General features: G+C 34.7%; 22 protein-coding genes and 1 other annotated feature. Of the genes, 4 read left to right on the forward strand and 18 right to left on the reverse strand.

Annotation, left to right across the window (positions count from 1 at the left end; genetic code table 11):
- Positions 1 to 21: 21 nt before the first annotated feature.
- Genes DQM45_RS05720 through DQM45_RS05745 form a run of 6 tightly spaced genes read right to left on the reverse strand, consistent with a single transcriptional unit; the run spans position 22 to position 5,594 of the window.
- Positions 22 to 987, reverse strand: coding sequence for an ATP-binding protein (locus DQM45_RS05720; RefSeq protein ID WP_197709518.1), 966 nt, complete (start codon positions 985 to 987; stop codon positions 22 to 24).
- Entirely contained in the window at positions 971 to 2,170 is a 1,200-nt protein-coding gene (locus DQM45_RS05725; RefSeq protein WP_003083309.1) for a methionine adenosyltransferase, read from the reverse strand. The genes DQM45_RS05720 and DQM45_RS05725 overlap by 17 nt, the downstream gene beginning before the upstream one ends.
- A 9-nt stretch (positions 2,171 to 2,179) precedes the next feature.
- Complete coding sequence (locus DQM45_RS05730) at positions 2,180 to 3,166, reverse strand: Gfo/Idh/MocA family oxidoreductase (protein WP_003084921.1); 987 nt, start codon at positions 3,164 to 3,166, stop codon at positions 2,180 to 2,182.
- Positions 3,159 to 3,893 carry a coenzyme F420-0:L-glutamate ligase gene (locus DQM45_RS05735; RefSeq protein ID WP_003083362.1) on the reverse strand — a complete coding sequence of 245 codons (735 nt, stop codon included), beginning with the start codon at positions 3,891 to 3,893 and terminating at the stop codon, positions 3,159 to 3,161. Before DQM45_RS05735 ends, DQM45_RS05730 begins: the two co-directional genes overlap by 8 nt.
- A complete protein-coding gene (locus tag DQM45_RS05740) occupies positions 3,874 to 4,731 on the reverse strand; it encodes a sugar phosphate isomerase/epimerase family protein (protein ID WP_003084559.1) in 858 nt (285 codons plus the stop codon). The genes DQM45_RS05735 and DQM45_RS05740 overlap by 20 nt, the downstream gene beginning before the upstream one ends.
- The gene (locus tag DQM45_RS05745) at positions 4,728 to 5,594 is read right to left on the reverse strand and encodes a shikimate dehydrogenase (protein ID WP_003082858.1); all 867 of its coding nucleotides are present in this window, start codon (positions 5,592 to 5,594) and stop codon (positions 4,728 to 4,730) included. Before DQM45_RS05745 ends, DQM45_RS05740 begins: the two co-directional genes overlap by 4 nt.
- A gap of 280 nt (positions 5,595 to 5,874) precedes the next feature.
- On the opposite strand from DQM45_RS05745, the gene DQM45_RS05750 reads away from it, so the two are divergent.
- On the forward strand, positions 5,875 to 6,729 hold the full coding sequence (locus DQM45_RS05750) for a helix-turn-helix domain-containing protein (RefSeq protein WP_003083480.1): 855 nt from the start codon (positions 5,875 to 5,877) through the stop codon (positions 6,727 to 6,729).
- A gap of 645 nt (positions 6,730 to 7,374) precedes the next feature.
- Here DQM45_RS05750 and rplL read toward each other — a convergent pair.
- Together rplL and rplJ are read right to left on the reverse strand one after the other, a co-directional pair.
- On the reverse strand, positions 7,375 to 7,740 hold the full coding sequence (rplL, locus tag DQM45_RS05755; RefSeq protein ID WP_003086110.1) for a 50S ribosomal protein L7/L12: 366 nt from the start codon (positions 7,738 to 7,740) through the stop codon (positions 7,375 to 7,377).
- 65 nt (positions 7,741 to 7,805) lie between these two features.
- Positions 7,806 to 8,306: a 50S ribosomal protein L10 gene (gene rplJ / locus DQM45_RS05760; protein WP_003083012.1), complete on the reverse strand. Its 501-nt coding sequence runs from the start codon at positions 8,304 to 8,306 to the stop codon at positions 7,806 to 7,808.
- Between the two features lie 30 nt (positions 8,307 to 8,336).
- Positions 8,337 to 8,471: a sequence feature (ribosomal protein L10 leader region), on the reverse strand.
- A 243-nt stretch (positions 8,472 to 8,714) separates the two neighbouring features.
- Between rplJ and DQM45_RS05765 the strand changes: the two genes are divergently transcribed.
- Positions 8,715 to 10,814 (forward strand): AAA family ATPase, encoded by a 2,100-nt coding sequence (locus DQM45_RS05765; RefSeq protein WP_003085631.1) that lies wholly within the window; start codon positions 8,715 to 8,717, stop codon positions 10,812 to 10,814.
- A gap of 226 nt (positions 10,815 to 11,040) precedes the next feature.
- Here the strand turns inward: DQM45_RS05765 and DQM45_RS05770 are convergent, their stop codons facing one another.
- The 6 genes from DQM45_RS05770 to DQM45_RS05795 form a co-directional block, all read right to left on the reverse strand.
- The gene (locus DQM45_RS05770; protein WP_003083334.1) at positions 11,041 to 11,757 is read right to left on the reverse strand and encodes a hypothetical protein; all 717 of its coding nucleotides are present in this window, start codon (positions 11,755 to 11,757) and stop codon (positions 11,041 to 11,043) included.
- 101 nt (positions 11,758 to 11,858) lie between these two features.
- Positions 11,859 to 12,458 carry a ribosome biogenesis GTP-binding protein YihA/YsxC gene (yihA, locus tag DQM45_RS05775; RefSeq protein WP_003085441.1) on the reverse strand — a complete coding sequence of 200 codons (600 nt, stop codon included), beginning with the start codon at positions 12,456 to 12,458 and terminating at the stop codon, positions 11,859 to 11,861.
- Between the two features lie 12 nt (positions 12,459 to 12,470).
- Positions 12,471 to 13,700, reverse strand: a complete 1,230-nt coding sequence (gene clpX, locus DQM45_RS05780) for an ATP-dependent Clp protease ATP-binding subunit ClpX (RefSeq protein WP_003086008.1) — start codon at positions 13,698 to 13,700, stop codon at positions 12,471 to 12,473.
- A 31-nt stretch (positions 13,701 to 13,731) separates the two neighbouring features.
- Complete coding sequence (locus DQM45_RS05785) at positions 13,732 to 13,902, reverse strand: hypothetical protein (protein ID WP_003083300.1); 171 nt, start codon at positions 13,900 to 13,902, stop codon at positions 13,732 to 13,734.
- Between the two features lie 23 nt (positions 13,903 to 13,925).
- Positions 13,926 to 14,423, reverse strand: coding sequence for a dihydrofolate reductase (locus DQM45_RS05790; RefSeq protein WP_003084418.1), 498 nt, complete (start codon positions 14,421 to 14,423; stop codon positions 13,926 to 13,928).
- 78 nt (positions 14,424 to 14,501) lie between these two features.
- Positions 14,502 to 15,341, reverse strand: coding sequence for a thymidylate synthase (locus DQM45_RS05795; protein ID WP_003085382.1), 840 nt, complete (start codon positions 15,339 to 15,341; stop codon positions 14,502 to 14,504).
- Positions 15,342 to 15,540: 199 nt separating this feature from the next.
- Here DQM45_RS05795 and DQM45_RS05800 point away from each other — a divergent pair, with 199 nt between their 5' ends.
- Together DQM45_RS05800 and DQM45_RS05805 are read left to right on the forward strand one after the other, a co-directional pair.
- Positions 15,541 to 16,713 carry a hydroxymethylglutaryl-CoA synthase gene (locus tag DQM45_RS05800; RefSeq protein ID WP_003083770.1) on the forward strand — a complete coding sequence of 391 codons (1,173 nt, stop codon included), beginning with the start codon at positions 15,541 to 15,543 and terminating at the stop codon, positions 16,711 to 16,713.
- Positions 16,703 to 17,980, forward strand: a complete 1,278-nt coding sequence (locus DQM45_RS05805; RefSeq protein ID WP_003085843.1) for a hydroxymethylglutaryl-CoA reductase, degradative — start codon at positions 16,703 to 16,705, stop codon at positions 17,978 to 17,980. The genes DQM45_RS05800 and DQM45_RS05805 overlap by 11 nt, the downstream gene beginning before the upstream one ends.
- Positions 17,981 to 18,028: 48 nt before the next feature.
- On the opposite strand, the gene fni is transcribed toward DQM45_RS05805, so the two are convergent.
- From fni to mvk, 4 genes are read right to left on the reverse strand one after another with little or no spacing between them, the layout of a single operon-like run.
- A complete protein-coding gene (gene fni, locus DQM45_RS05810; protein WP_003084169.1) occupies positions 18,029 to 19,027 on the reverse strand; it encodes a type 2 isopentenyl-diphosphate Delta-isomerase in 999 nt (332 codons plus the stop codon).
- Positions 19,020 to 20,027: a phosphomevalonate kinase gene (locus DQM45_RS05815; RefSeq protein ID WP_003084558.1), complete on the reverse strand. Its 1,008-nt coding sequence runs from the start codon at positions 20,025 to 20,027 to the stop codon at positions 19,020 to 19,022. The genes fni and DQM45_RS05815 overlap by 8 nt, the downstream gene beginning before the upstream one ends.
- Positions 20,020 to 20,964, reverse strand: a complete 945-nt coding sequence (gene mvaD, locus DQM45_RS05820; protein WP_003082948.1) for a diphosphomevalonate decarboxylase — start codon at positions 20,962 to 20,964, stop codon at positions 20,020 to 20,022. Before mvaD ends, DQM45_RS05815 begins: the two co-directional genes overlap by 8 nt.
- Positions 20,946 to 21,824 carry a mevalonate kinase gene (gene mvk / locus DQM45_RS05825; protein WP_003085740.1) on the reverse strand — a complete coding sequence of 293 codons (879 nt, stop codon included), beginning with the start codon at positions 21,822 to 21,824 and terminating at the stop codon, positions 20,946 to 20,948. Before mvk ends, mvaD begins: the two co-directional genes overlap by 19 nt.
- Positions 21,825 to 21,942 lie beyond the last annotated feature (118 nt).

Genomic DNA, 21,942 nt, shown 5'->3' on the forward strand with positions numbered 1-21,942 from the left:
TCCATATATACTCAATTGCATTTATTCTGAATTCATCTCATCTACAATCTCTTTCACTATTTTTTCAGATGTGTCAGCAGCAATTTTATATATATTGTATTTTTTTAAAATAGTCTTTACTATTTTTTCACGGACTAAATTGTTTTGCTGATAACGAATGAGAGGCATGGCAGAAAAATAATTCCCCTCATCAGACTGAAAACAGGAAACTTGGGCTGAGATATGCCTTCCTAATAATTCATTCAGAATAAGACATGCTAAATTATCATCCCAGATTTGTTGTAATGTACCTTCTTGTTTTTTATCGGTCTTAATGTAATAAATTTTAGAAACGTTAGCCGGGGAGTGACAAGTTAACACTCCTAATTCTTTAGCAGATACAGAAATTTTTTCGTCCCAACTTATCCTAGCTGATTGTGGAAAAGAACTGAAATAACTTCCAAATAATTTATGTAATAAATCATCTGATAAAATAGCCGTTCTCCTAATATTAAAGTTAGCTGTTCCTGCATAGGTAAATAGTTCTCCATTTTCTAAGCCAAATATGATTTGATCATTACCAATAAGATGATAACCATGTTCAATGCAGAGTCTTAGAGCAACTGTTGTTTTTCCAGCCCCTTTTTCGCCAAATAAAATGATCGATTTTTTTGTATCAGGATTATATAACGCGGCAGCATGAACTAATAGAGTATGACTTGCTTCAATCAAAAGGCATTCAGCTAAATATTCACCTATATAATAGAGAGAAGTTCCTTTTTTAAAGTACTTCATCTGTCCAAAAACAGAAATATTATTCTTCCCATCATATTTCACAAATTGATGGTTGCTTTTTATTAACTTCAAGTTCCCACGAACCTTAACCTCTTTTGCCTGAGCTTTAATATGATTATCCTGTTCTTTAATATTTTTAAATATACACTCTGGAACTTCAAATGTAATCTCAACTAATCCAAAATACAAGATTGTCTTACTCTTCATAGACATTTGTCCTAGGTAAAAAGTGCTGGGTATTTAAAATTAACTTTGTATTTTCTCTGCCTAGAGACAAATATTTATTTGTAATTTCTAATATCTTTTCATAATCTACTTCTTTATGTGTTTGAACAAATAAATGAGTAGGCTTGTACAAATCTGAATGAATGTTTGCTTGCATAATAACTTGACAAGGTGTTTTGAAGGTTTCATAAACTTCTTTAGCAATTGTATCAGTCAAGAATCCCCATACTTTACCTATAAAATAAGTGCAATTCTTACCTGCAGGTGCTTCCATAGTATTTGGCCTGAAACTTGATATAATGCCATGCGTCTTATTACCTCGGCCAACTGCCCCCTCTTCTCCAAAATCAATACAGGAGCCTGAGGTGGTCATATAGTAGTGGTATCCCAAAGTATAAGAAATAGTTTGATATTTAGACTCAATATATTTTTTTATTTTTTCGATATGTTCAACAACATATTTTTCGCATTCGCCCTTCTCCATGAAATATTTACTGATTAATGGGAAATTGATTTTAATAGCGTATTGAGCACCATTTCTAACGACCATCACCTTAATATCCCCTCCTACCTGAGGAAATCTTGGTACAGGTAAGTTTTGAGAATTTAATTTATAGAAATACCCTTCAATCGTTAATGCTAACTCTTCAGAGATTGTCAATGGCCAATAACTTATCATTGTAGCTGTATCATTCGCTTTAGGTTGACCGCTATATTCAGGTAGATCTTCAAGAGATTTCGGTGAGAACCAATTATCTTTTGTAGTGAAATTTGAGGTCAAGGACTCAAATGCTACACAGTTTTCAACATCTAAGTTCGGTAAAATTCTCTTTAAATAGTTTATTGCAGCCTTTTTTTGAATTTTAAATAGAGGAATCGTACTTCCAAAACACTCTTTACTTGCTCTACCTAAAAAAATCACTTTAATAGGCTCAATAAAATCACTTCCCCCTAGAGCCTGAACGGAATGTCCTCCTCGGATGATAATCTTATCAAAATTATGATGTGGGATAACACCAAATTTTTCCAAGCAATAAAGAGAGTAATCAATTTCAATTTGTTCGGCAATTCCATCTGCTAATGTATCAGGGTGCCCCAAGCCTTTACGTTCAACTACTTCATATGATGAATGGCTTGGATCATAAAAGCCATTTGTAATTTTTAAATCCATATTTATACCTCATAAATAAATTTTTTCACACTCAGAATATAACTCAATTAAGAATTTTGTCAGCTTAACCGCATTATGAATATAGCAACCTTCAGGAATAGAATTTTCCTCTAACAAGCTGATATATGTGTCCATCATATCATCATGAATTTGAAGAATAGTTTTCCCAGCTACTAACTCACTCGTGTATCTTTCGAGTTTAGGATGCGGATCAAACGTTATTATTTTATCGTCAATTGTAACTCTTCTTACTGTCTTTACATCACCTCCTTTAATTTTTCCTTCTCTTATTGCGAAACTTCCCAAATTACTAGTAATTTTAACTACCATTTGATTAATACAGGATGATATTTCGATTGAATAGTCGTGTTTCTCTAAGTCCTTTATATAAATAGTATTTACAAAGATGCCTTTTTTGAACTTTTCCAATGAAATTCCCAAATAGGAGATAACAGCAATAATATGAGGAAGTTCTATCCCATAACCCAATATCTCCTGATCTAAAAATCTTCCATTCTCGTTATCTTTAATCCTATCTTTAGAAAAATCAATTGTTATTTCTTTAGTTTTATCTAGCGAGAAACATTCCGCTTGTAACAATTTTTCTATAATCTTAGAAAAGAAATATTGTTCATTTGCAAAAACTTTTTTTGACAAGTGTGGTTGACTTTCTACTAGCAAGATCATTTCTTCTAAATCTTCCAACTTGTTACAAAGCGGCTTTTCAATGCTAATGTAAGAATAGAGATACGTTTTTATAATAGTTTTTAATACCCTAAGGTGATCATTTGTCGGAGTACAAATTTCAATAGTAAAATATTCTCGTGATAAGTCATCCAACACATTAACGTTTTTATTAAGTAATTTCATGCTGGCAAATTTTAAATCTTTGACGTAGACATTATATCCGCGTGATAGCCACTTATCCGCCTTAATTTTCCCAATTTTTCCAAAACCAATTATTAGAATATTTTTACAGTCATGATTTCTACTCATTTAATGCTTCCTTTATACTCGTATGTTCCGACCATTTATAATCTAAGCCTCTAATAATAACAGCAGGAATTCCAGTTCCTCTTTGACCCATCAATAGACCGGCACTACTTGCTAGCATATCGCATAAAGTCTCCTCCTGAATTTTAGATTTGCCTGTAGTTATATCTATCGATTTTGTTTTCCTTAACGGTTCAATTCCAAAAACTCCGATAGCTACTTGGTTTGCACCTCGTTTATCTTCTCTACCATCACTATCTGATATGATAACTGCTACTTGCTTCTTAAATTTTAAGCTTAGATATTCCGAAACTTTCTTTGCTGATTTATCTGGATCTTTAGGGAGCATTACTACCTCATCATCTGACTTTTTATCTATTCCGCCACTTGTCAGTTTTAATCCATTTGCTAATCTACAACCTATATAGTTATCTCTTAGATCAAGTAAGGATAAATCTCTATTTGTTAATTCCAAAATTAATTCAATAATTCTAGGATCTTTACGTGGAATTCTTTTGTGAAGCTGTTTTGCTAAATCACTTGGAGTTACTGTATTAAGAGATACCACGCTATTTTCCGCAATTGAAACTATTTTTGAAGCAATACAAATGATATCTCTATCTTTGAGACAAAGATTGGCAGAAATCATACTTTCAGCGATAATCTCTGCTACTGAATCGCCTTCTTTAATTTCTGGTATATTTGCTAATTCAATTAAATTTAAAGTCATTTTTATCTCCATTTATATATTTATTTAACGTCAGAAAAGAATTTTTTACAGAGTTCTTTTTTTTAAGCTGTTCCCTTTCATGGATTTCAAGGCTAAAAATTAAATGTGTAAAGTTTTGATGAATCTGTTTAATAATTTTTTTAAAATCAATAATACCTTTTCCCAATTCTACGTAGTTTACCTTTTGATCATCAGGAAGGTAATTCTTACAATGAATATAGTAAATATATTCATTAAGTTGACAAAGAGCTTCTCCAACATTTTGATCGAGTCTATAATAATTAGCTATATCAAACCAAATCTTCAAATTATTAACTGCATTTGTCTTTATAAAATTTGCTATTTTCAGTAAATCTTCAGCCTTACTGACTGATGTACCTAACTCATTTTCAATCAAGAAAATGAGGGTTTCTTCTTTTAGTAGATTTAAAAAAAGTTCATTTTTTAAAAACTCTTCTGTTGAACAGCCTATCCCTCCAAAAATTCTGATATATTTAATCTCAAAAAAATGAGCTATAAAAACTATTTTTCTAAGATATAACCATTGTTGATCTATTGTGATATTGGGAGATACACCATACAGATCTATTTCGTCTTCAGTTTTATGAGTTCCTATAGTCCATTTAAATAAGGGACTTGCAATAGAAACTGGAGTGATATTGTATTTTCTTAACGCTTCTTTTAAATGAATAAGCTCAGCATCATTAAGTTGTATAAGATTCTTGCCATTGATTAACCTTAGTTCACAACTCGTTACTGATAATTCATTTAAGAAGTTTAAAGAATCTTCAAGATTATCCGAAATCTCGTCCAGATTTATTGTAATTTTAAACGTCATCTCTTCCTTAGTTTCCTTCCAATATATTTATGTAATTCCACTAAATCATCTTTACTTAAATTATGCTCTTCAGCCCTCTTATTAGTCCAAAGTGAATATGCAGCGATACCTTGAAAAATCATAACCCATAAGCCATCAATTGCCTTGGCTCCTTTATGACTGAAATACCTATATAATTTAGTATGTAAGGGATTAAATACAAGATCTAGAAAGTATTTATCGTGAAAATTTACTGAGTCTAATACATCTAAACCAATTGGTAGTTCCTCATCGTTGGTAATCATTCCAACAGGCGTCGTATTTATAATCAAGTCTACTTCAGTAATGTGCTTAAGCATCTCTTGATATGAAATATAGTGTAAATAGGGCCGTTCTTCCATTAAACACAGCGTATTTTCACTGAGTGGCTCTCTATAAACTATTATTGGTAAAATATTGAATTGTTGTAGTGCGAAAATAGCAGCTCTACAAGTACCACCCGTCCCTAAAATACAACATTTTTGTAATTTATTGATGCCAAAGAAATCTAGTGTCTCATAGATTCCGTTCCAATCAGTATTTGTCCCTTTCACACTATTTTCCGTTTTATAAATATTATTAACCGACCCAATAGCTTGGGTTGATTCATCTAAATCATTTATGTACTTTAATACCTCTCTTTTATAGGGTAAAGTGATATTGAATCCGATACATTGAGGATCTTTTATCAGCCTATTCATTTTATCTTCTAATGATACTGATTCAACTAGAATTTTTTGATGTTTATAATCTTTCAAACCTCCAGCATTACAATTAAGATATTCAAATAAATAAGATGATATAGAGTGTTCAACAGGATTCCCAATCAAGGCAGAATATTTCATATGATCTTTCCCTCCTTGTATTTTCAATAATATTAAATAACTTTAATAATAGACAAATTAATATTATTTTTGATACATCTTTAGCTATCCTAAAAACTTTCTGTAAATCTAAGAATTTCAGCCACCAGCAATAATAATGATATCTACAATCACTAACAGAATTGGGGCAGATTTTAATACTTCTTTCATCTCGCTTCTCCTTTTACTTTTTTCTTTATTGTGTATTTATTGTATACTAAATAAAAAGTATCAATAATTTCGTTGGGAAAGTGGGAATTTTATGTTATCTAACCTTGGTAAAACACTCAGAAAAGTCCGTAAAGGTAAACAAGTAAGCTTGTCTTCGGTAGCAGATGAACATCTATCGAAATCACAAATTTCGCGATTCGAACGAGGCGAGTCCGAAATATCTTGTATCCGACTTATCAATATCCTAGATAAATTGCATATTTCTTTAGATGAATTTCTTATTCTTCATGATAATGATTACCCTAGAACAGCCTCTTTTGCTAACCTAGTACAATATATTCGCAAACAATATTCATCTCAAAATAAAGCTAACATTGCAGCTTTACTTTCCAATAATTCACTTTACGAATTGAATCCACTTGAAAGAACAATGATAAAATCAATTCTACATACATTGGATAAGAGTTTTATGCCATCAGACGAAGAAATGCTTCAGTTAACAGATTACCTCTTCAAAATTGAAAAATGGGGCTATTACGAAATAATTTTGTTAGCTAACTGCATTAGAACAATTCACTATAATACGTGTTTTTTACTTACTAAAGAAATGTTGAAAAATTATATCTACTCATCATTAAATAAAACAAATAAGAGACTTGTGACACAACTAGCAATAAATTGCTTAATTGTTAGTGTTGATAAAAGTGAATTTGATAATTGTACGTTCCTAATTGATGAAATAAAAAAATTATTAGATAAGGAATTAAACTATTATGAACAAACCGTTTTTGTGTATGCTACAGGATATTGGGAATTCAAAAATAATCGCACATCTAAAGGGATAGAAAAAATGGAAAAAGCTATGCAAATCTTTGAAATTCTCGGAGAATCCCAAATTAAATCACAATATCTCGAGCACTACAAAAAACATGTTAAAAATTTTTAAATGCTTTCTAACGTCATCTACACACTTTTAAGATAGCTTCGTCAATTACGGGAACGCTTACCCCCTATCTCATTTAATTTACTTTATTCAACGATATGTCTCACTTTTGCAAATAGACCCTTTTACTTGGGTCCACCTGGTATTTATTAAGATAACTATCAAATTCCTGCTAAATTTAAATCCCCCTCAGTATTATGCCAATAACACCTTAACTCTATCAGGTGCAGTTTCAAAAAATTTACTCTTCTAATGCAAAATAGGCCAACATTTGAAGTTACATTCAAATGTTGGCCTATTTATTTGCTATAAGTTACGTTTATCATTTATCTGTTACAACAAATCTGCTATTAAGTAGATAAAATTTTATGTTCGAGTTATAAGTATTTCTATGCGTTTGTAAGCAAACTAATTAAGAACTTACATGACATCAACTCACTAAACAATTTTATTTATTTGTTAAGAGTATCATCCTTATCATAATTATTCTTGTCATTTTGAGTGATTTTTTGACAAAGATAACTAAAATACCAATTTACATACATAAGATAAGAATATTATTTTAATCACTAAAAAAGCGTAGATCCACCATATGATGAATCTACGCTTTTTATACTAGGCTTTCACCTTTAAACAATCAGTAGATGATTATTTAAGAGTGATTGAAGCTCCTGCTTCTTCAAGTTTAGCTTTGATTTCTTCAGCTTCTGCTGCTGCAACACCTTCTTTAATGTTAGCAGGTGCTCCATCAACAAGACCCTTAGCTTCTTTAAGACCAAGACCTGTGATTTCACGTACAACTTTGATAACTGCAACTTTTTTATCACCAGCAGATGTTAATTCTACGTCAAATGAATCTTTAGCAGCTTCTTCAGCACCACCAGCAGCTACAGCAGCTACAGGAGCAGCAGCAGTTACACCAAATTCTTCTTCGATAGCTTTTACAAGATCGTTAAGTTCAAGAATTGTAGCTTCTTTAATATCAGCAATAATATTTTCAATGTTCAATGCCATTTTTAATTTCCTCCAAATAGATAATTGTTTAAGTTAATTGGTAACCAAGGTTACGACTTGACGCCTTAAGCTGCGTCTTCTTTATTTTCTGCAACTGCTTTAACAGCATATGCAACGTTGCGAACTGGTGCTTGAAGTACTGAAAGTAACATAGAAAGCATACCTTCGCGGTTTGGCAATGTCGCAAGAGCCATGATATCTTCTTTAGAAGAAACAGCTCCTTCAATTGTTCCGCCTTTAATTTCAAGTGCATCAGCAGTTTTAGCGAAATCATTGATGATTTTAGCTGGTGCGATAACATCTTCGTTTGAGAATGCTACAGCAGATGGTCCAACGAAAACATCTTCCATTCCTTCAAGTCCTGCTTTAACAGCAGCACGAGATAAGATTGAATTTTTGATAACCTTGAACTCAACGCCGCTTTCGCGAAGTGAACGACGTAGTTCAGTATCTTGACCAACTGTAAGACCACGCGAATCAACAACAACGATACTTGCAGCATTTTTCATCTTCTCAGCTACGATGTCGACTAGCTCAGCTTTTTTAGCAATATTTGCTTCACTCATTAGTTTTACCTCCGTAATTATTTTTTGTCTAGAGACAGAAAAAAATCGTCTCTAAACCTAGACACGAAAGTACAAATACGTTATTAAACAATATCGTTTTGTGCCTCGGTAGGAAATTTACGAGCCTTGCTCCCCTACTGTCTTAGGTCAGTTTTTTTCAAAACCTATATCAGTATACTCTATTTAATAGTTCTTGTCAATAAAAATATTAAAATTTATTGCAAAATAAAGGTCAAAAAAGGTCAGTTTTTTATTGACCTTTACTGACCTTAGGAGTATAATACTATTTAGAAGGTAGTTGGCAAGCTATAAATAGCGGGCATTTAAATCTGATCTCTCTACTTCTTGTATAGACTAAATGACCGTTTCCTTCATAAAAATCATATTACAATTAAAGAGGTAAAACTAATGACAAAAAATTACGGAAGAGATTCTTTTGGAAATATGGATGATATTTTCAACCAACTAATGGGAAATATTGGTGGTTACCAGACAGAAAACCGTCGCTATCTAGTCAATGGCCGTGAGATGACTCCTGAAGAGTTCAATCACTACCGCCAGACTGGCAAGATACCAAATCAAACAAACAATGTGGCTACTCACTCTAAAAAACAAGTAATTAATAACAGTATTTTGGAAAAATTAGGAACTAATCTAACTGAAGAAGCTCGTAAAGGAAATCTAGATCCTGTTATTGGACGCAATAAAGAAATTCAAGACACTGCTGAAATTCTATCTCGTAGAACAAAAAATAATCCCGTTCTTGTTGGCGATGCAGGAGTTGGGAAAACTGCTGTCGTTGAAGGTTTGGCTCAAGCTATTGTAGCTGGAGACGTCCCAGCTGCGATTAAAGGTAAAGACATCATTTCAATTGATATTTCTAGTCTAGAAGCAGGTACCCAATACCGTGGTAGCTTTGAAGAAAATATTCAAAATTTAATCACTGAAGTTAAAGAATCGGGCAACATTGTTCTATTCTTTGATGAAATCCACCAAATTTTAGGAGCAGGTTCTACAGGTGGCGAATCGGGATCTAAAGGGTTAGCTGATATTCTTAAGCCAGCCTTATCACGTGGTGAAATAACAGTCATCGGTGCTACAACTCAGGATGAATATCGAAATACTATCCTTAAAAATGCTGCTCTAGCAAGACGATTTAATGAAGTAAAGGTAAATGCTCCAAGTGCTGAAGATACTTTCCATATCTTGATGGGTATACGAAATCTTTATGAACAACATCATAATGTTATTCTTCCTGACTCCGTATTAAAGGCTGCAGTTGATTATTCTATCCAGTATATTCCACAGCGTAGCCTTCCAGATAAGGCTATTGATTTATTAGATATGACAGCAGCACATTTAGCTGCCCAACATCCTGCTACAGATCTTCAATCTCTTGAAAAAGAAATTGAAAAACAGAAAAACAATCAAGAGCAGGCTGTGGAAAAAGAAGATTTTGAAGCAGCTCTCAAAGCAAAAACTAGAATCGAAGAATTACAAAAACAGATTGAAAACCATACAGAAGGTCAAAAAGTTACTGCCAATATTAATGACATTGCTCAATCTGTCGAACGACTAACAGGAATACCCGTTTCCAAGATGGGAGCTAGCGATTTAGAGCGTCTAAAAGAAATTGCTAGCCGCTTGAAAGCGCATGTTATTGGTCAAGATCAGGCTGTTTCTGCTGTTGCAAGAGCTATTCGTCGAAACCGAGCTGGGTTTGATGATGGGAATCGTCCGATTGGATCTTTCTTATTCGTAGGACCAACCGGAGTCGGAAAAACTGAGCTAGCAAAACAGCTAGCACTCGATATGTTTGGATCCAAGGAATCCATTATCAGATTGGATATGTCAGAATACAGCGACAGGACAGCTGTTTCAAAATTAATCGGCACTACTGCTGGTTATGTGGGTTATGATGATAACAAAAATACCTTAACCGAAAAAGTACGTCGTAATCCTTATGCTATTATCCTTTTAGACGAAATTGAAAAGGCTGATTCACAAGTTATTACCCTATTACTTCAAGTCTTAGATGACGGTCGTTTGACAGATGGACAAGGAAATACCATTGACTTCAAAAACACTGTTATTATCGCTACATCTAATGCTGGGTTTGGTTACGAGCATAATCTCGACAAGAAAGACAAAGAAATACCAATCATGGATCGACTTGCACCGTACTTTAGACCAGAGTTTCTCAATAGATTCAATGCCCTTATAGAATTCAAGAGTTTGACAAAAGATGATCTGAAAGCTATCGTCAATCTGATGTTAGACGAAGTTGATAAAACTATTGTAAAAAAAGGAATCACGTTGGAGGTGGACGAAGATGTTAAAGATCAGCTGATTGAGCTTGGTTATGATCCAACAATGGGAGTACGCCCACTTAGACGTGTTGTTGAACAACAAATCCGTGATAATATTACAGATTACTACTTAGAGCATCCTGAAATCAAAAAGCTCCATGCCCATTTGGAAAATGGAAAAATCACCATTGCTCCTTAAAATAAAATTTCTTTATTCGTCAACTTACATTCTAATCCTCAACTTTCCTCTAGGATTAGAATGTTTTTTTATACGACTAATATCACTAGTATCTTCTCACAATCCAACACAGATGATTCTATTTACTTAACTAAAAGAAAAAGACTTAGCACTATAGCTAAATCCTTTGCTTATTATGATTAGCCTTTGAAAGTTTCCCTTTTAAGGCTTGACGTAATAGATATCTTTATTTTGTAAATGCCATTTTATCTTTTTGATTTGTTAAAACGACTTTTTTATCAGTTTTATTATACTTCAAGTTCACTTTTTTCCCCTGGCTCATAAAGATTTTCGCCTTCTTGTTAAGAGAATTGAACGCTACTCGATTCAGGAAACGATTGACTTTTCCTCTAGCAACCTGTGATGAAATGACTCCTGTGGCCTTATCATACTCACCATTTACAGCATAAGCCCTTTTCATAAATTCCTCATCCAGCTGTTTTTGAATGTCTGCTTTTGTCGGTACTGATTGTTCAATGGCCGTTTTTACTTCTGGAGCTAATTCATTTAAAGAGACATCGCTATCTTTTAAAATTTTACTCATTTCATTTTTATAATAATCTAAAATCTGTTGGCTCAGAAGGTCACGATTGACAGTAAGATAGTAGGTCATCTCTACTCTATCTTTTTTTACTACCATTTTTAATTGAGGTTTCGAAATACTATTTTCAACGGTCATACCCAATTGTTTGTCTAATAATTTCAAGTCATTAGTGATATCTTTTTCATAAATTCCCTTAACAGAATTAGCTTTCCACGTTCCTTCTAAGTTTCCCTTCTGATATTTATAGTAAGCAGTAGCCCCTACTCCAACAAGGAGAAAAATAAAGAACAAAAAACTAACTATTTTTAAAAGATTGCGCGATTTTTGGGGTTTTACATCTAATATTGCACAATTATTCATAAAGGGTTCTCCTCCACTAGCATGGTATCATTTCCCTATTTCACAGTCAAGCATCTACTGCATTATTGGTATAAATAAAAAATACTTCAATTGAAGTATTTTTAAACCATTGCTAAAATGCTATCCCAAGCCTGATCAATACCTAAACGATCAACTGACGAAAAGATAATAAACTGATCATTGGAATCAAAATTCAATTTCTTTTTAACCATTGCTTCATGTTTATTCCATTTGCCTCGCGGAATTTTATCAGCCTTTGTCGCAACAACAATAACAGGTATCTCATAATATTTCAAAAATTCATACATTTGAACATCTTCTCCGGAAGGTTCATGTCGTAAATCAACTAAAGAAACAACTACTCTAAGATTTTCACGATTGACTAAATACTCTTCAATCATTTTTCCCCATCTTGCACGTTCGGTTTTTGAAACTTTAGCATAGCCGTATCCCGGAACATCAACAAAACGAATCTTATCATCAATATTAAAAAAATTAAGTAACTGAGTTTTACCAGGTTTAGCTGAAGTACGGGCTAAGTTTTTACGCCCTAAAATAGTATTGATAAAACTTGACTTACCGACATTGGAACGTCCGGCTAGAGCTATTTCTGGAATATTATCTTGTGGGTAATGCGATTTGTTTGCTGCGCTCAGCAAAAGACCGGCATTGTGAGTATTTAGGACTTGTTCTTCTGTCACGGCCAATTCTCCTTAAGCTATTTCCAAGATTGGTTTTGCAGTCCCATCAACAGCATCTTTTGTAATACGTACTTTGGTCACATCTTCTTGGCTAGGGATTTCAAACATAAGATCTAACATTGTCTCTTCAATGATTGAACGTAATCCACGAGCACCAGTTTTACGAGCAATCGCTTTTTCAGCAATTGCATCTAAAGCTTCTTGATCAAAAGTCAGTTCCACACCATCGTAAGATAGTAAGGTTTGATATTGTTTGACAAGAGCATTCTTTGGCTCGGTCAGTATTTTTACTAAATCACTGGTGCTAAGCTGTTCTAAGGCTGCAACAACTGGTAATCTTCCAATGAACTCCGGAATTAAACCAAAGGTTTGGATATCCTCAGAAATAATTTCTTGCATATAGGAGGCATCTTCATCAATTTTGCGACTGTTTTGTCCAAAACCAATAATTTTTTCTCCCAATCTTTGTTTAACAATCTCTTCAATACCATCAAAAGCACCGCCAACGATAAATAAAATATTTTTAGTGTCAATCTGTATCATTTCTTGGTTAGGGTGTTTACGGCCACCTTGCGGAGGAACAGAAGCAACAGTTCCTTCAATAATTTTCAAGAGGGCTTGCTGAACTCCTTCTCCTGATACATCACGGGTAATTGACACGTTTTCACCTTTTTTAGCAATTTTATCAATCTCATCAACATAGATGATACCACGTTCAGCGCGCTCAACATTATAGTCTGCTGCCTGAATCAGTTTCAATAAAATGTTTTCAACATCCTCACCCACGTAACCAGCCTCAGTCAAGGAGGTAGCATCTGCAATTGCAAAAGGAACATTTAAGGTTTTAGCTAATGTTTGAGCTAGGAATGTTTTCCCAGAACCGGTTGGACCAATCATTAAAATATTTGATTTTTGTAGTTCCACTTCTTCATCATCGCGACTTTCTGCAAAAGAAACCCGTTTGTAATGGTTATAAACAGCTACCGACAAAGCTCTTTTTGCACGATCTTGACCAACCACATATTGGTTTAGTGTCTCTAATAATTCTTTTGGTTTAGGAACTTCTGTCAAATCAGCTAATACTTCCTCAGCTAATTCTTCTTTAATAATTTCTTGTGACAGGGCAACACATTCATTACATATAAAGACATTGTTACCTGCTATAATTTTTTTGACTTCATCCTGGCTCTTGCCACAAAATGAACAATGAACCTTGATATCAGTACTTCGATTTCCCGCCATATTTTCTAAACTTTCTCTTTTCACTCTTTATTTAAAATAAGGTGCCATAAAAGGCATGTATGGTATTAACTAAATTAGTAATGACATTTAGTAAAAACAAAGTGCCCAAGCCATAACGTTTTTTCTTAAATGCTGTCATTGCACAAAGAAAACAAATGGCACACAAAAAAGCCGTAAATACCCCAAAAATACTACGTTGCATTAGTTAATCTCTCCCAACGACAATCACTTTTTAACGAGAACATGAACCGTAAAATCAAAAGGATTTTGTTCATCTTTCGCATAGAAAAACTGATCTTCCTCAATATAGTCATCTAAATTAATATCGGGACGATAAGTATCGCCTTCAAATTGATGATGGACAACTGTTTTAATGATACGATTAAAATACCCTTCAAAACTTTTGAGGACTTTAGCACCACCAATGACGTACAGATTTTTTTCTTGGGCATGAAACCATTCCAAAGCTTCTTCTAAACTAGTAACAGTTAGCACACCTTCTACATCGTACCGCTCATTGCTGGTCATCACCAAGGTTTGGCGATTAGGGAGAAGTTTAGCTTTCATCCCCTCAAACGTCACTCGTCCCATTAAAACAGCGTGGTGAAGTGTTGTATTCTTAAAATGTTGTAATTCTCTTGGAAGATGCCAAGGCAAGGTTCCATTTGAACCAATAATTCCGTTTTCATCTTCTGCCCAAATAGCTATTATTTCTTTTGTCATCTTATTCTATCCTTAATGTCATTGATTCTATTTTAGCAAATTTTGTGATATTTTGCTTGAAAAAAATCCATGTTTCACTCAGATAGCCAAATCAAAGCGCAATTGTGGTTTAACAGGATTATAATCTACTAATTCAAAATCTTCAGCACAAATATCAAAAAAGTCAGTGCCATCTGGAACATTTAAAACAAGACGTGGCTTACAGTTGCTTGCTTCACGACTTAATAATTCCTCTGCCTGAGAAAATTGATTATCGTAAATATGTAAATTATTGACAAAGTAGAAGAATTTTCCGATTTTCCAGCTAAAATGTTTGGCAATCATCATTTGTAAAGCAACATATTGCATAGCATTAATATGATGTGCTACTAACATATCATTAGAGCGCTGTACTAGAGTAGCGTCCAGATAGATGTCACCGTCAACACGGCGAACATCAAACATTGTCTGAAAAGCACAAGGTAGCAAACCTTCTGTTTCTTCGAATGCCTCGTAATCCCATAATGAAATCACATTTCTTCGATTCCAAGGATTATCAGCCAGCTGTTTTAAAATTTTTGTCATGATATCATGTTTTTTAACTACAGCTCCATAGCGTTGCCCGATTGTTCTGGTATTTCCTACTTCCCAATCATTCCAATAATGCACATTATATTTTTCTTCTAAAACATCTAAAGAATTAGATTGGTCTTGATAAATCCAAAGTAACTCTTTGATTGCTGATTTTATTGGTATTGGCCGTAAAGTAGTGATAGGAAAGTCATCTTCAGCCAAGTTATACTCTGTGAAAACGCCAGTAAGATATTTTGAGTTAGCTGTTTGACCATCTTTATATTTTGGTCTTGCTTGCTCACTAAAAACACCAGTTTCCAAAATCTTTTGGATATTCTCTTTAAAAATCACATCTGCTCGTGTCATGACGCTTCCTTTCTAGTTTATATACTGTTTCTTATTTTACCAAATTTTGAGGAAATAGCTAGAAGAAATATTAAAAATTAGGCTTCCCTAAGCATTTCTTTGGTTTGAATCATGAAACTAATAGTTGTTTTCTCTTTTTTCAGAAAAATTATGATAAAATATTAGGGAATATCTATTAGCATATTAAAGAAGGAACATTATGAAAATTGGAATTGATAAGATCGGTTTTGCAACTGGTCGTTATGTTTTAAATATGGATCAATTAGCTATCGCTCGTCAAACTGATCCAGATAAATTTACTAAAGGATTGATGCTTGATCGCATAAGTATCACACCGATTTCAGAGGATATTGTGACTCTTGCTGCTACTGCTGCTGACACAATTCTTGATCAAGAGGATAAAGAAAGTATCGATATGGTCATTTTGGCAACAGAGTCCTCCATCGATCAATCAAAAGCTGCCAGTGTTTATGTCCATCATTTACTTGGCATTCAACCTTTTGCCCGTTCAATTGAGATAAAAGAAGCCTGTTATAGTGCTACTGCTGCACTTGATTATGCCAAAGCTCATATTACTTTAAATCCTGACTCAAGAGTATTAGTTATCGCCAGTGACATTGCCAAATATGGTATCAAGTCAGCTGGGGAACCAACTCAAGGTGCTGGCAGTGTCGCTATTTTAGTCAAAGCTAACCCCTCAATTGCTATCATTAATAATGACAATGTCGCCCAAACACGAGATGTTATGGACTTTTGGCGACCAAATTACTCATCAACCCCTTACGTAAACGGAATCTTTTCTACTAAACAATACCTTGATTCCCTAAAAACAACTTGGAAAGAGTACCAAAATCGCCAGAACCTAGAGGTTACTGATTTTGCTGCTTTCTGTTTCCATATTCCTTTTCCTAAGCTGGCTTTTAAAGGCCTCAATAAATTATTCGATAAAGAAACACCCGATTCGCATAAAAAGCAATTAAACTTAGCTTTCGAAGCTTCTATTGCTTATAGCCGTCAAGTTGGAAATATCTACACAGGTTCACTATACATGTCCCTTCTTTCTCTTTTAGAAAATTGTCACACCCTACAGGCAGGAGATAAAATCGGCATGTTCTCCTACGGTTCTGGTGCTGTTAGCGAAATCTACAGTATCCAGTTAGTTGATGGTTACCAAAGCAGATTAGAAACTAACCGTCAGGCTTACTTGGATCAACGCCAAGAAATCAATGTCACTGATTATGAAACTATTTTTTATGCTGATAGTTCAGTTGATCAAGAAGGGAACCTTACTTTTGACGACTATTTAACCGGAGCATTTGCTTTGAAATCTATCCAAGAACACCAAAGGATTTATGAAAAAAATGACAAATAAACCTATTAATTGGTCTGGTTTCTATAAAAAAAGTCCAGCAGACAGAATTAAATTCTTAAAAGAAAAAGGTCTAATTGGAGACCTTGCTCTTGACCATCTAGAAAGAGATGACTTATTATCTCTTGAAATATCTGATCAAATGGCCGAAAATGTCCTTGGACGCTTCGCCCTTCCATTTAGCATCGTCCCAGATTTTCTCATTAACCAAAAAACTTACCACTTACCGATGGTAACAGAAGAGCCTTCAGTTATTGCTGCTGCTACCTTTGCTGGAAAAATCATCAAACGTTCCGGGGGTTTTAAGACAAAAGTTCTCAATCGCCAGATGATCGGACAAGTAGCTTTGTATGATGTTCCAGATAAAAAAGAAGCCCGCACCCAGATTTTGCTAGCAAAAGATAATTTACTTGAGATCGCAAATAGTGCCTATCCTTCAATCGTCAAGCGCGGGGGAGGGGCATGCGATTTGCATATCAAGATAAAGGAGAGCCTTCTCATTGTTTATCTTATGGTTGATACCCAAGAAGCTATGGGAGCGAATATGGTTAATACGATGGTGGAGGCTCTTTCTAAACCCCTAGAAGATTTAGCTCACGGTAAAACCTTGATGGCTATTTTATCAAACTATGCAACCGAAGCTTTAGTTAGAGCAGAATGTCAGGTTGACCTCCGTTTTTTAAGTCGCAATAAAGCTGAAGCTGAAGAATTAGCTAAGAAAATGGTGCTAGCCAGTGACTTCGCACAACTTGATACCTATAGGGCTGCTACCCATAATAAGGGCATTTTTAACGGTATTGACGCCTTAGTCATAGCAACTGGTAATGATTGGCGGGCCATTGAGGCTGGTGGGCATGCTTACGCAGCCAAGGATGGTTCATACCGTGGTTTAAGTACCTGGAGCTTAGACCTCCAAAGTAATGTGATTAAAGGCCAATTAACCATGCCAATGCCAATTGCTACTAAGGGAGGATCTATTGGCCTCAATCCCAGTGTCCAGGTAGCCCATGACTTATTGGATTGGCCAAAGGCGAAAGAATTAGCTCAAATCATTGTTAGTTTAGGATTAGCTCAAAATTTTGCTGCCTTAAAAGCTCTCACTAATAGTGGAATCCAAGCTGGACACATGAAACTTCAAGCTAAGTCCTTAGCACTATTAGCTGGAGCAAGTGAAGCTGAGCTTGCTTCGCTAATTCCTGAGCTACAAGCACTCAAGCATCTTAATTTAGAAAACACTCAAAAGTTATTGGCAAGATTACGCCAAAAATAAAAAAATCCCTGAAAGCCAAAACTTTCGGGGATTTTTATGATTACTATCCTATGATTTGCTATTTGCTTCTTTTAGGCGACCGTATAAATAATAATCAACAGTTTTGAGCTCAGCAATTGTTCGACAATTAAGGGCGCACATGATTAACTTCAGTTCTTCTTTCCAGCCATTAATAATAGCAATAACCTCGTCTAGCTGGTAAGATTCAACCAACTCTAAAACTGTTCGAGATAAACCGACAGCTCTAGCTCCAAGGACCAAACACTTAATCATATCTAAAGGATTTCGAACACCTCCAGATGCTAAAATCTCAACTTCATCAGATATCGCTTGACAGTTTAACAAGCATTGACTAGTTGTTTGCCCCCAATTATCGAGATAGGCTTTATTACCGCCTCTTTGATTTTCAATATAAGCAAACGACGTGCCACCACGCCCAGATATATCAAATGTTTGAATACCTAAGTCACGCGCTAAAGTAATCGTTTTGAGGTCCATCCCAAAACCAACTTCTTTTAGAATAATAGGTACCGGTATTTGTTCAGCATAGTCTTTCAGATGCTGATGCCAAGAACGAAAATAACGTTCTCCCTCAGGCATTAATAACTCTTGCATAAGATTGATATGAACCTGTAAAAAAATTGGGTTCATTTCTCTAACTGTTTGTAAGCCTAGGTTAACATCTTTATCTAGTCCAATATTGGTCCCCAATAAAAGGTTGGGAGCTACCGATCGTAATTGGTAGGACTGATCATTAGGATTTTTCAAAGCTGCGCTGTAAGAACCAGTCACCATAGGAATCTCAGTTGCTGCTGCTACTTGGGCCAATTTTTCATTGACAGCTTTGCCTTTTTCACTCCCACCAGTCATAGCATTAATATAAAAAGGATAAGCAAAGTCCTGACCAGCATAATGAGTTGACAAATCAATCTCTTCTAAATCATATTGAGGTAATGAACAATGTATTAGCTCAATATCATCAAAAGAATTGTAAGATGATTGGTATTTTAGTGCGTATTTTATATGATCATTTTTTCGATTAGTCATCTGCAAGCCACCTCTTATCATAAATCAATTCAATGTCCTTAGTTCGCCAATTGGTTAATATGTGGTTCGTTGATACTTGATCAAAAGAAAAAGCAATCCCACAATCACCGCCACCTGAGCCAGAAGACTTGGCGACTGCATTCATCCCCTCACATGCCTCTTTTAAAGTAAGCAATTTGGGATGATAAATAGCAGGATCAAGTTCTTGCAATAGGTCACTAACACGAGCTAAGGAAAGAACAAATAAGTCTTTATCTCCACTTTCAAGCCCCTTTTGGCAATCTAAAACAGCTTTTTGGGTTTCCAAAAGAAAAGAGGCATCAATCGCATCCTTAACACGATTAATCATATCACGTGAAATTGAAGGTACTTTAGTCCAACCAACTAAAACATGAGTGTCTAATTTAGGTTCAATTACCTCTATTTGATATAGCCAATCTTCTTTCATTACTTTTTCAAATGAATAACAACGAATTTTCTCACTTATAACTCGTCTATCAAAAGATTTGTAGGCAATCATCCGATTATAAGCAATACAAGCAATATCCCCCATCGAACCATTATCACCTAAAGCAAGAAGCGTGTAAGCTGCTAACTTAAAAAGCAAATCATTTGAAAGTGATAGATGAAAAAGCTTTGCTAAAGCCTTTATCGTCAATATAGTAACACTACCACTTGAACCTAAACCATACTTTTTACCATTTGCTTCCATTTTACCTGAAATGTTTAAATGAAAAGGAGGCAGTTCTTCTACTTTCTTACCAAGTAACAAAGATACTGTACGAATACTGGCTTGAATTAACTGGTAACCAGCATCCGGTTCTAAGCCAACACTATAATCAAACATATCAGAAGTGATTTTAAAATATCTAGCTGCTTCAATATCAGCCTTCATTTTTATAGGAATAGGCATTAAAATAGCTGTTTGTCCAGGACTTAAAATAGCATATTCTCCTGCAATATAAAGCTTTCCGCCAGTTTCTACCTGATACTTAATCATCCAGAATATCCTTTGTTTTGGAAACAATAATCTTGTAATCTTGCTCAAAAAGATGTGCAAGCTCCTCTAAATCTTTTTCTAAACAGAGAACTTTGACATTAGGGCCCGCATCCATGGTGAAATAACACTGATAACCCTTAGAGCGCATATCTCGAACCTTGTTCATAGCCTGATAGGAGGCTTCGGTTAAATAAGAAAAAGATGGGCTTGATGTACGAGTTGTCTCGTGCATGGCAAGTGCATTCTCTTCTGTCAATAAGCCAACTTTCTCAAAATCATTACTCTCTAAATACTGTAACATCTCTTGATAATCAACTTCAGATTTTCTTATCCATTGGTCAAAAGTAGTTGATGTTTGGCGACACAACTTCATACCATCTCGACTTGAAATAGACTTTCGTTCATCATTTAAAATTAACATAATCATGGCTAATTTTAAATCAGTTTTCACCTTATAGATATCACCACTATTCTTATCCCAAGCAGATAATGGACCAAAGAAAGAGCGAGAAGCCGACCCTGAAGCAAATTTAGCCTTTTGTGCTAGCTGACTTTGTGTTAGTCCTGTTTCAAAGAACTGGTTACAGGCCTTAACCAAAGCAGATAGACCACTTGAACTGGATGAAAGGCCAGCTGCTGTTGGCATATTATTGCGGCTTCTAACTTGGACAAATAAGTCCTTAGGAGTCCGGAATTGATTAATAATTGCAGATATTTTCTCATGCTCCTCTTGACTTTGTAACTGATCATCAATGTAAAACAAGTCTTTATCAGCACCTTTAGGTAAGCCTTGTAATTGCGTCTCTGTGTACATATTTTCTAAAGTTAAAGAAATGCTGCTAGTTGAAGGAATCATTTTCTTCTGATCTTCTTTTCCCCAATATTTAATTATTGCAATATTCGCGTAGGACTTCACAGTTACAGTTTTTGAATCCACGTATTCACGGCCCCTTTTTCTAATAATTTTTCACATATGATTTCAGCATCTTTTTTAGTAGCTGCCAAAGCTATAATGCAACCACCAAGGCCACCACCTGACATTTTAGCACCCAAAGCTTGGTGTGCTAATGCTTCTTGAACCAATAAATCTGATTGCTCAATACTAACTCCAATAGCCTTAAGTTCTTGATGGGCTTGCGTCATAGCATGTCCCATTACCTCTACATCTTTACTAATAATGGCTCGATGAACTTCTTCTGTTAATTTTCCCAGACAAGCGAGATGTGGTAAATTACTCTCTTCAAATTTAGCTACTTTATTGACAGCTTCACGGGTATGCCCATGAATACCTGTATCAGCAATTACTAAATATGCCTCCAAATTAATAGCCAAGCTTTCAAAACCTACATTTCGAATAAACGTAATAGCATGATCGCTGAGACAAGTTTTAGCATCTAGTCCACTGGGATTCGTATGAGCAATAATCTCAGCTTTATTAACTAGAATTTCAAGTAAGTCATCATTAATTGGTTGGTCAAAATAATCAAATACTGCTCTAATGGCAGCAATAGAAACAGCTGCTGAAGAGCCCATTCCCCTTTTTTGTGGAACTTGTGAAATAATCTCGTATGAGATTGGTTTTTCTTTAATCTGTAAAAAATCTAAGGCTGAATAGATAGCTGTCGACAGTGTGTCGTAAAAATCAAATTTTAGTTTTTCATTAGCTTCTTTAATGAGACAAGTCACTTCTATATCTTTTAAGGGTAAAGCAATTGCAGGAAAGCCATAAACTACCGAGTGCTCTCCCATCAAAATAATTTTGCTGTGAGCTTTACCAATACCTATTTTTTTTGTCATAAATTATTCTTTTCGTTCTTTTTAATCTTTTAAACTACCTAACTATTTTACACTAAAAGCTAAGAAAATGCGATATGAAACCCTTTTTACTAATCTAAAACTGAATCTTTCAAAAAGA

The sequence above is a fragment of the Streptococcus porcinus genome (assembly GCF_900475415.1).
GTDB classification, from domain to species: domain Bacteria; phylum Bacillota; class Bacilli; order Lactobacillales; family Streptococcaceae; genus Streptococcus; species Streptococcus porcinus.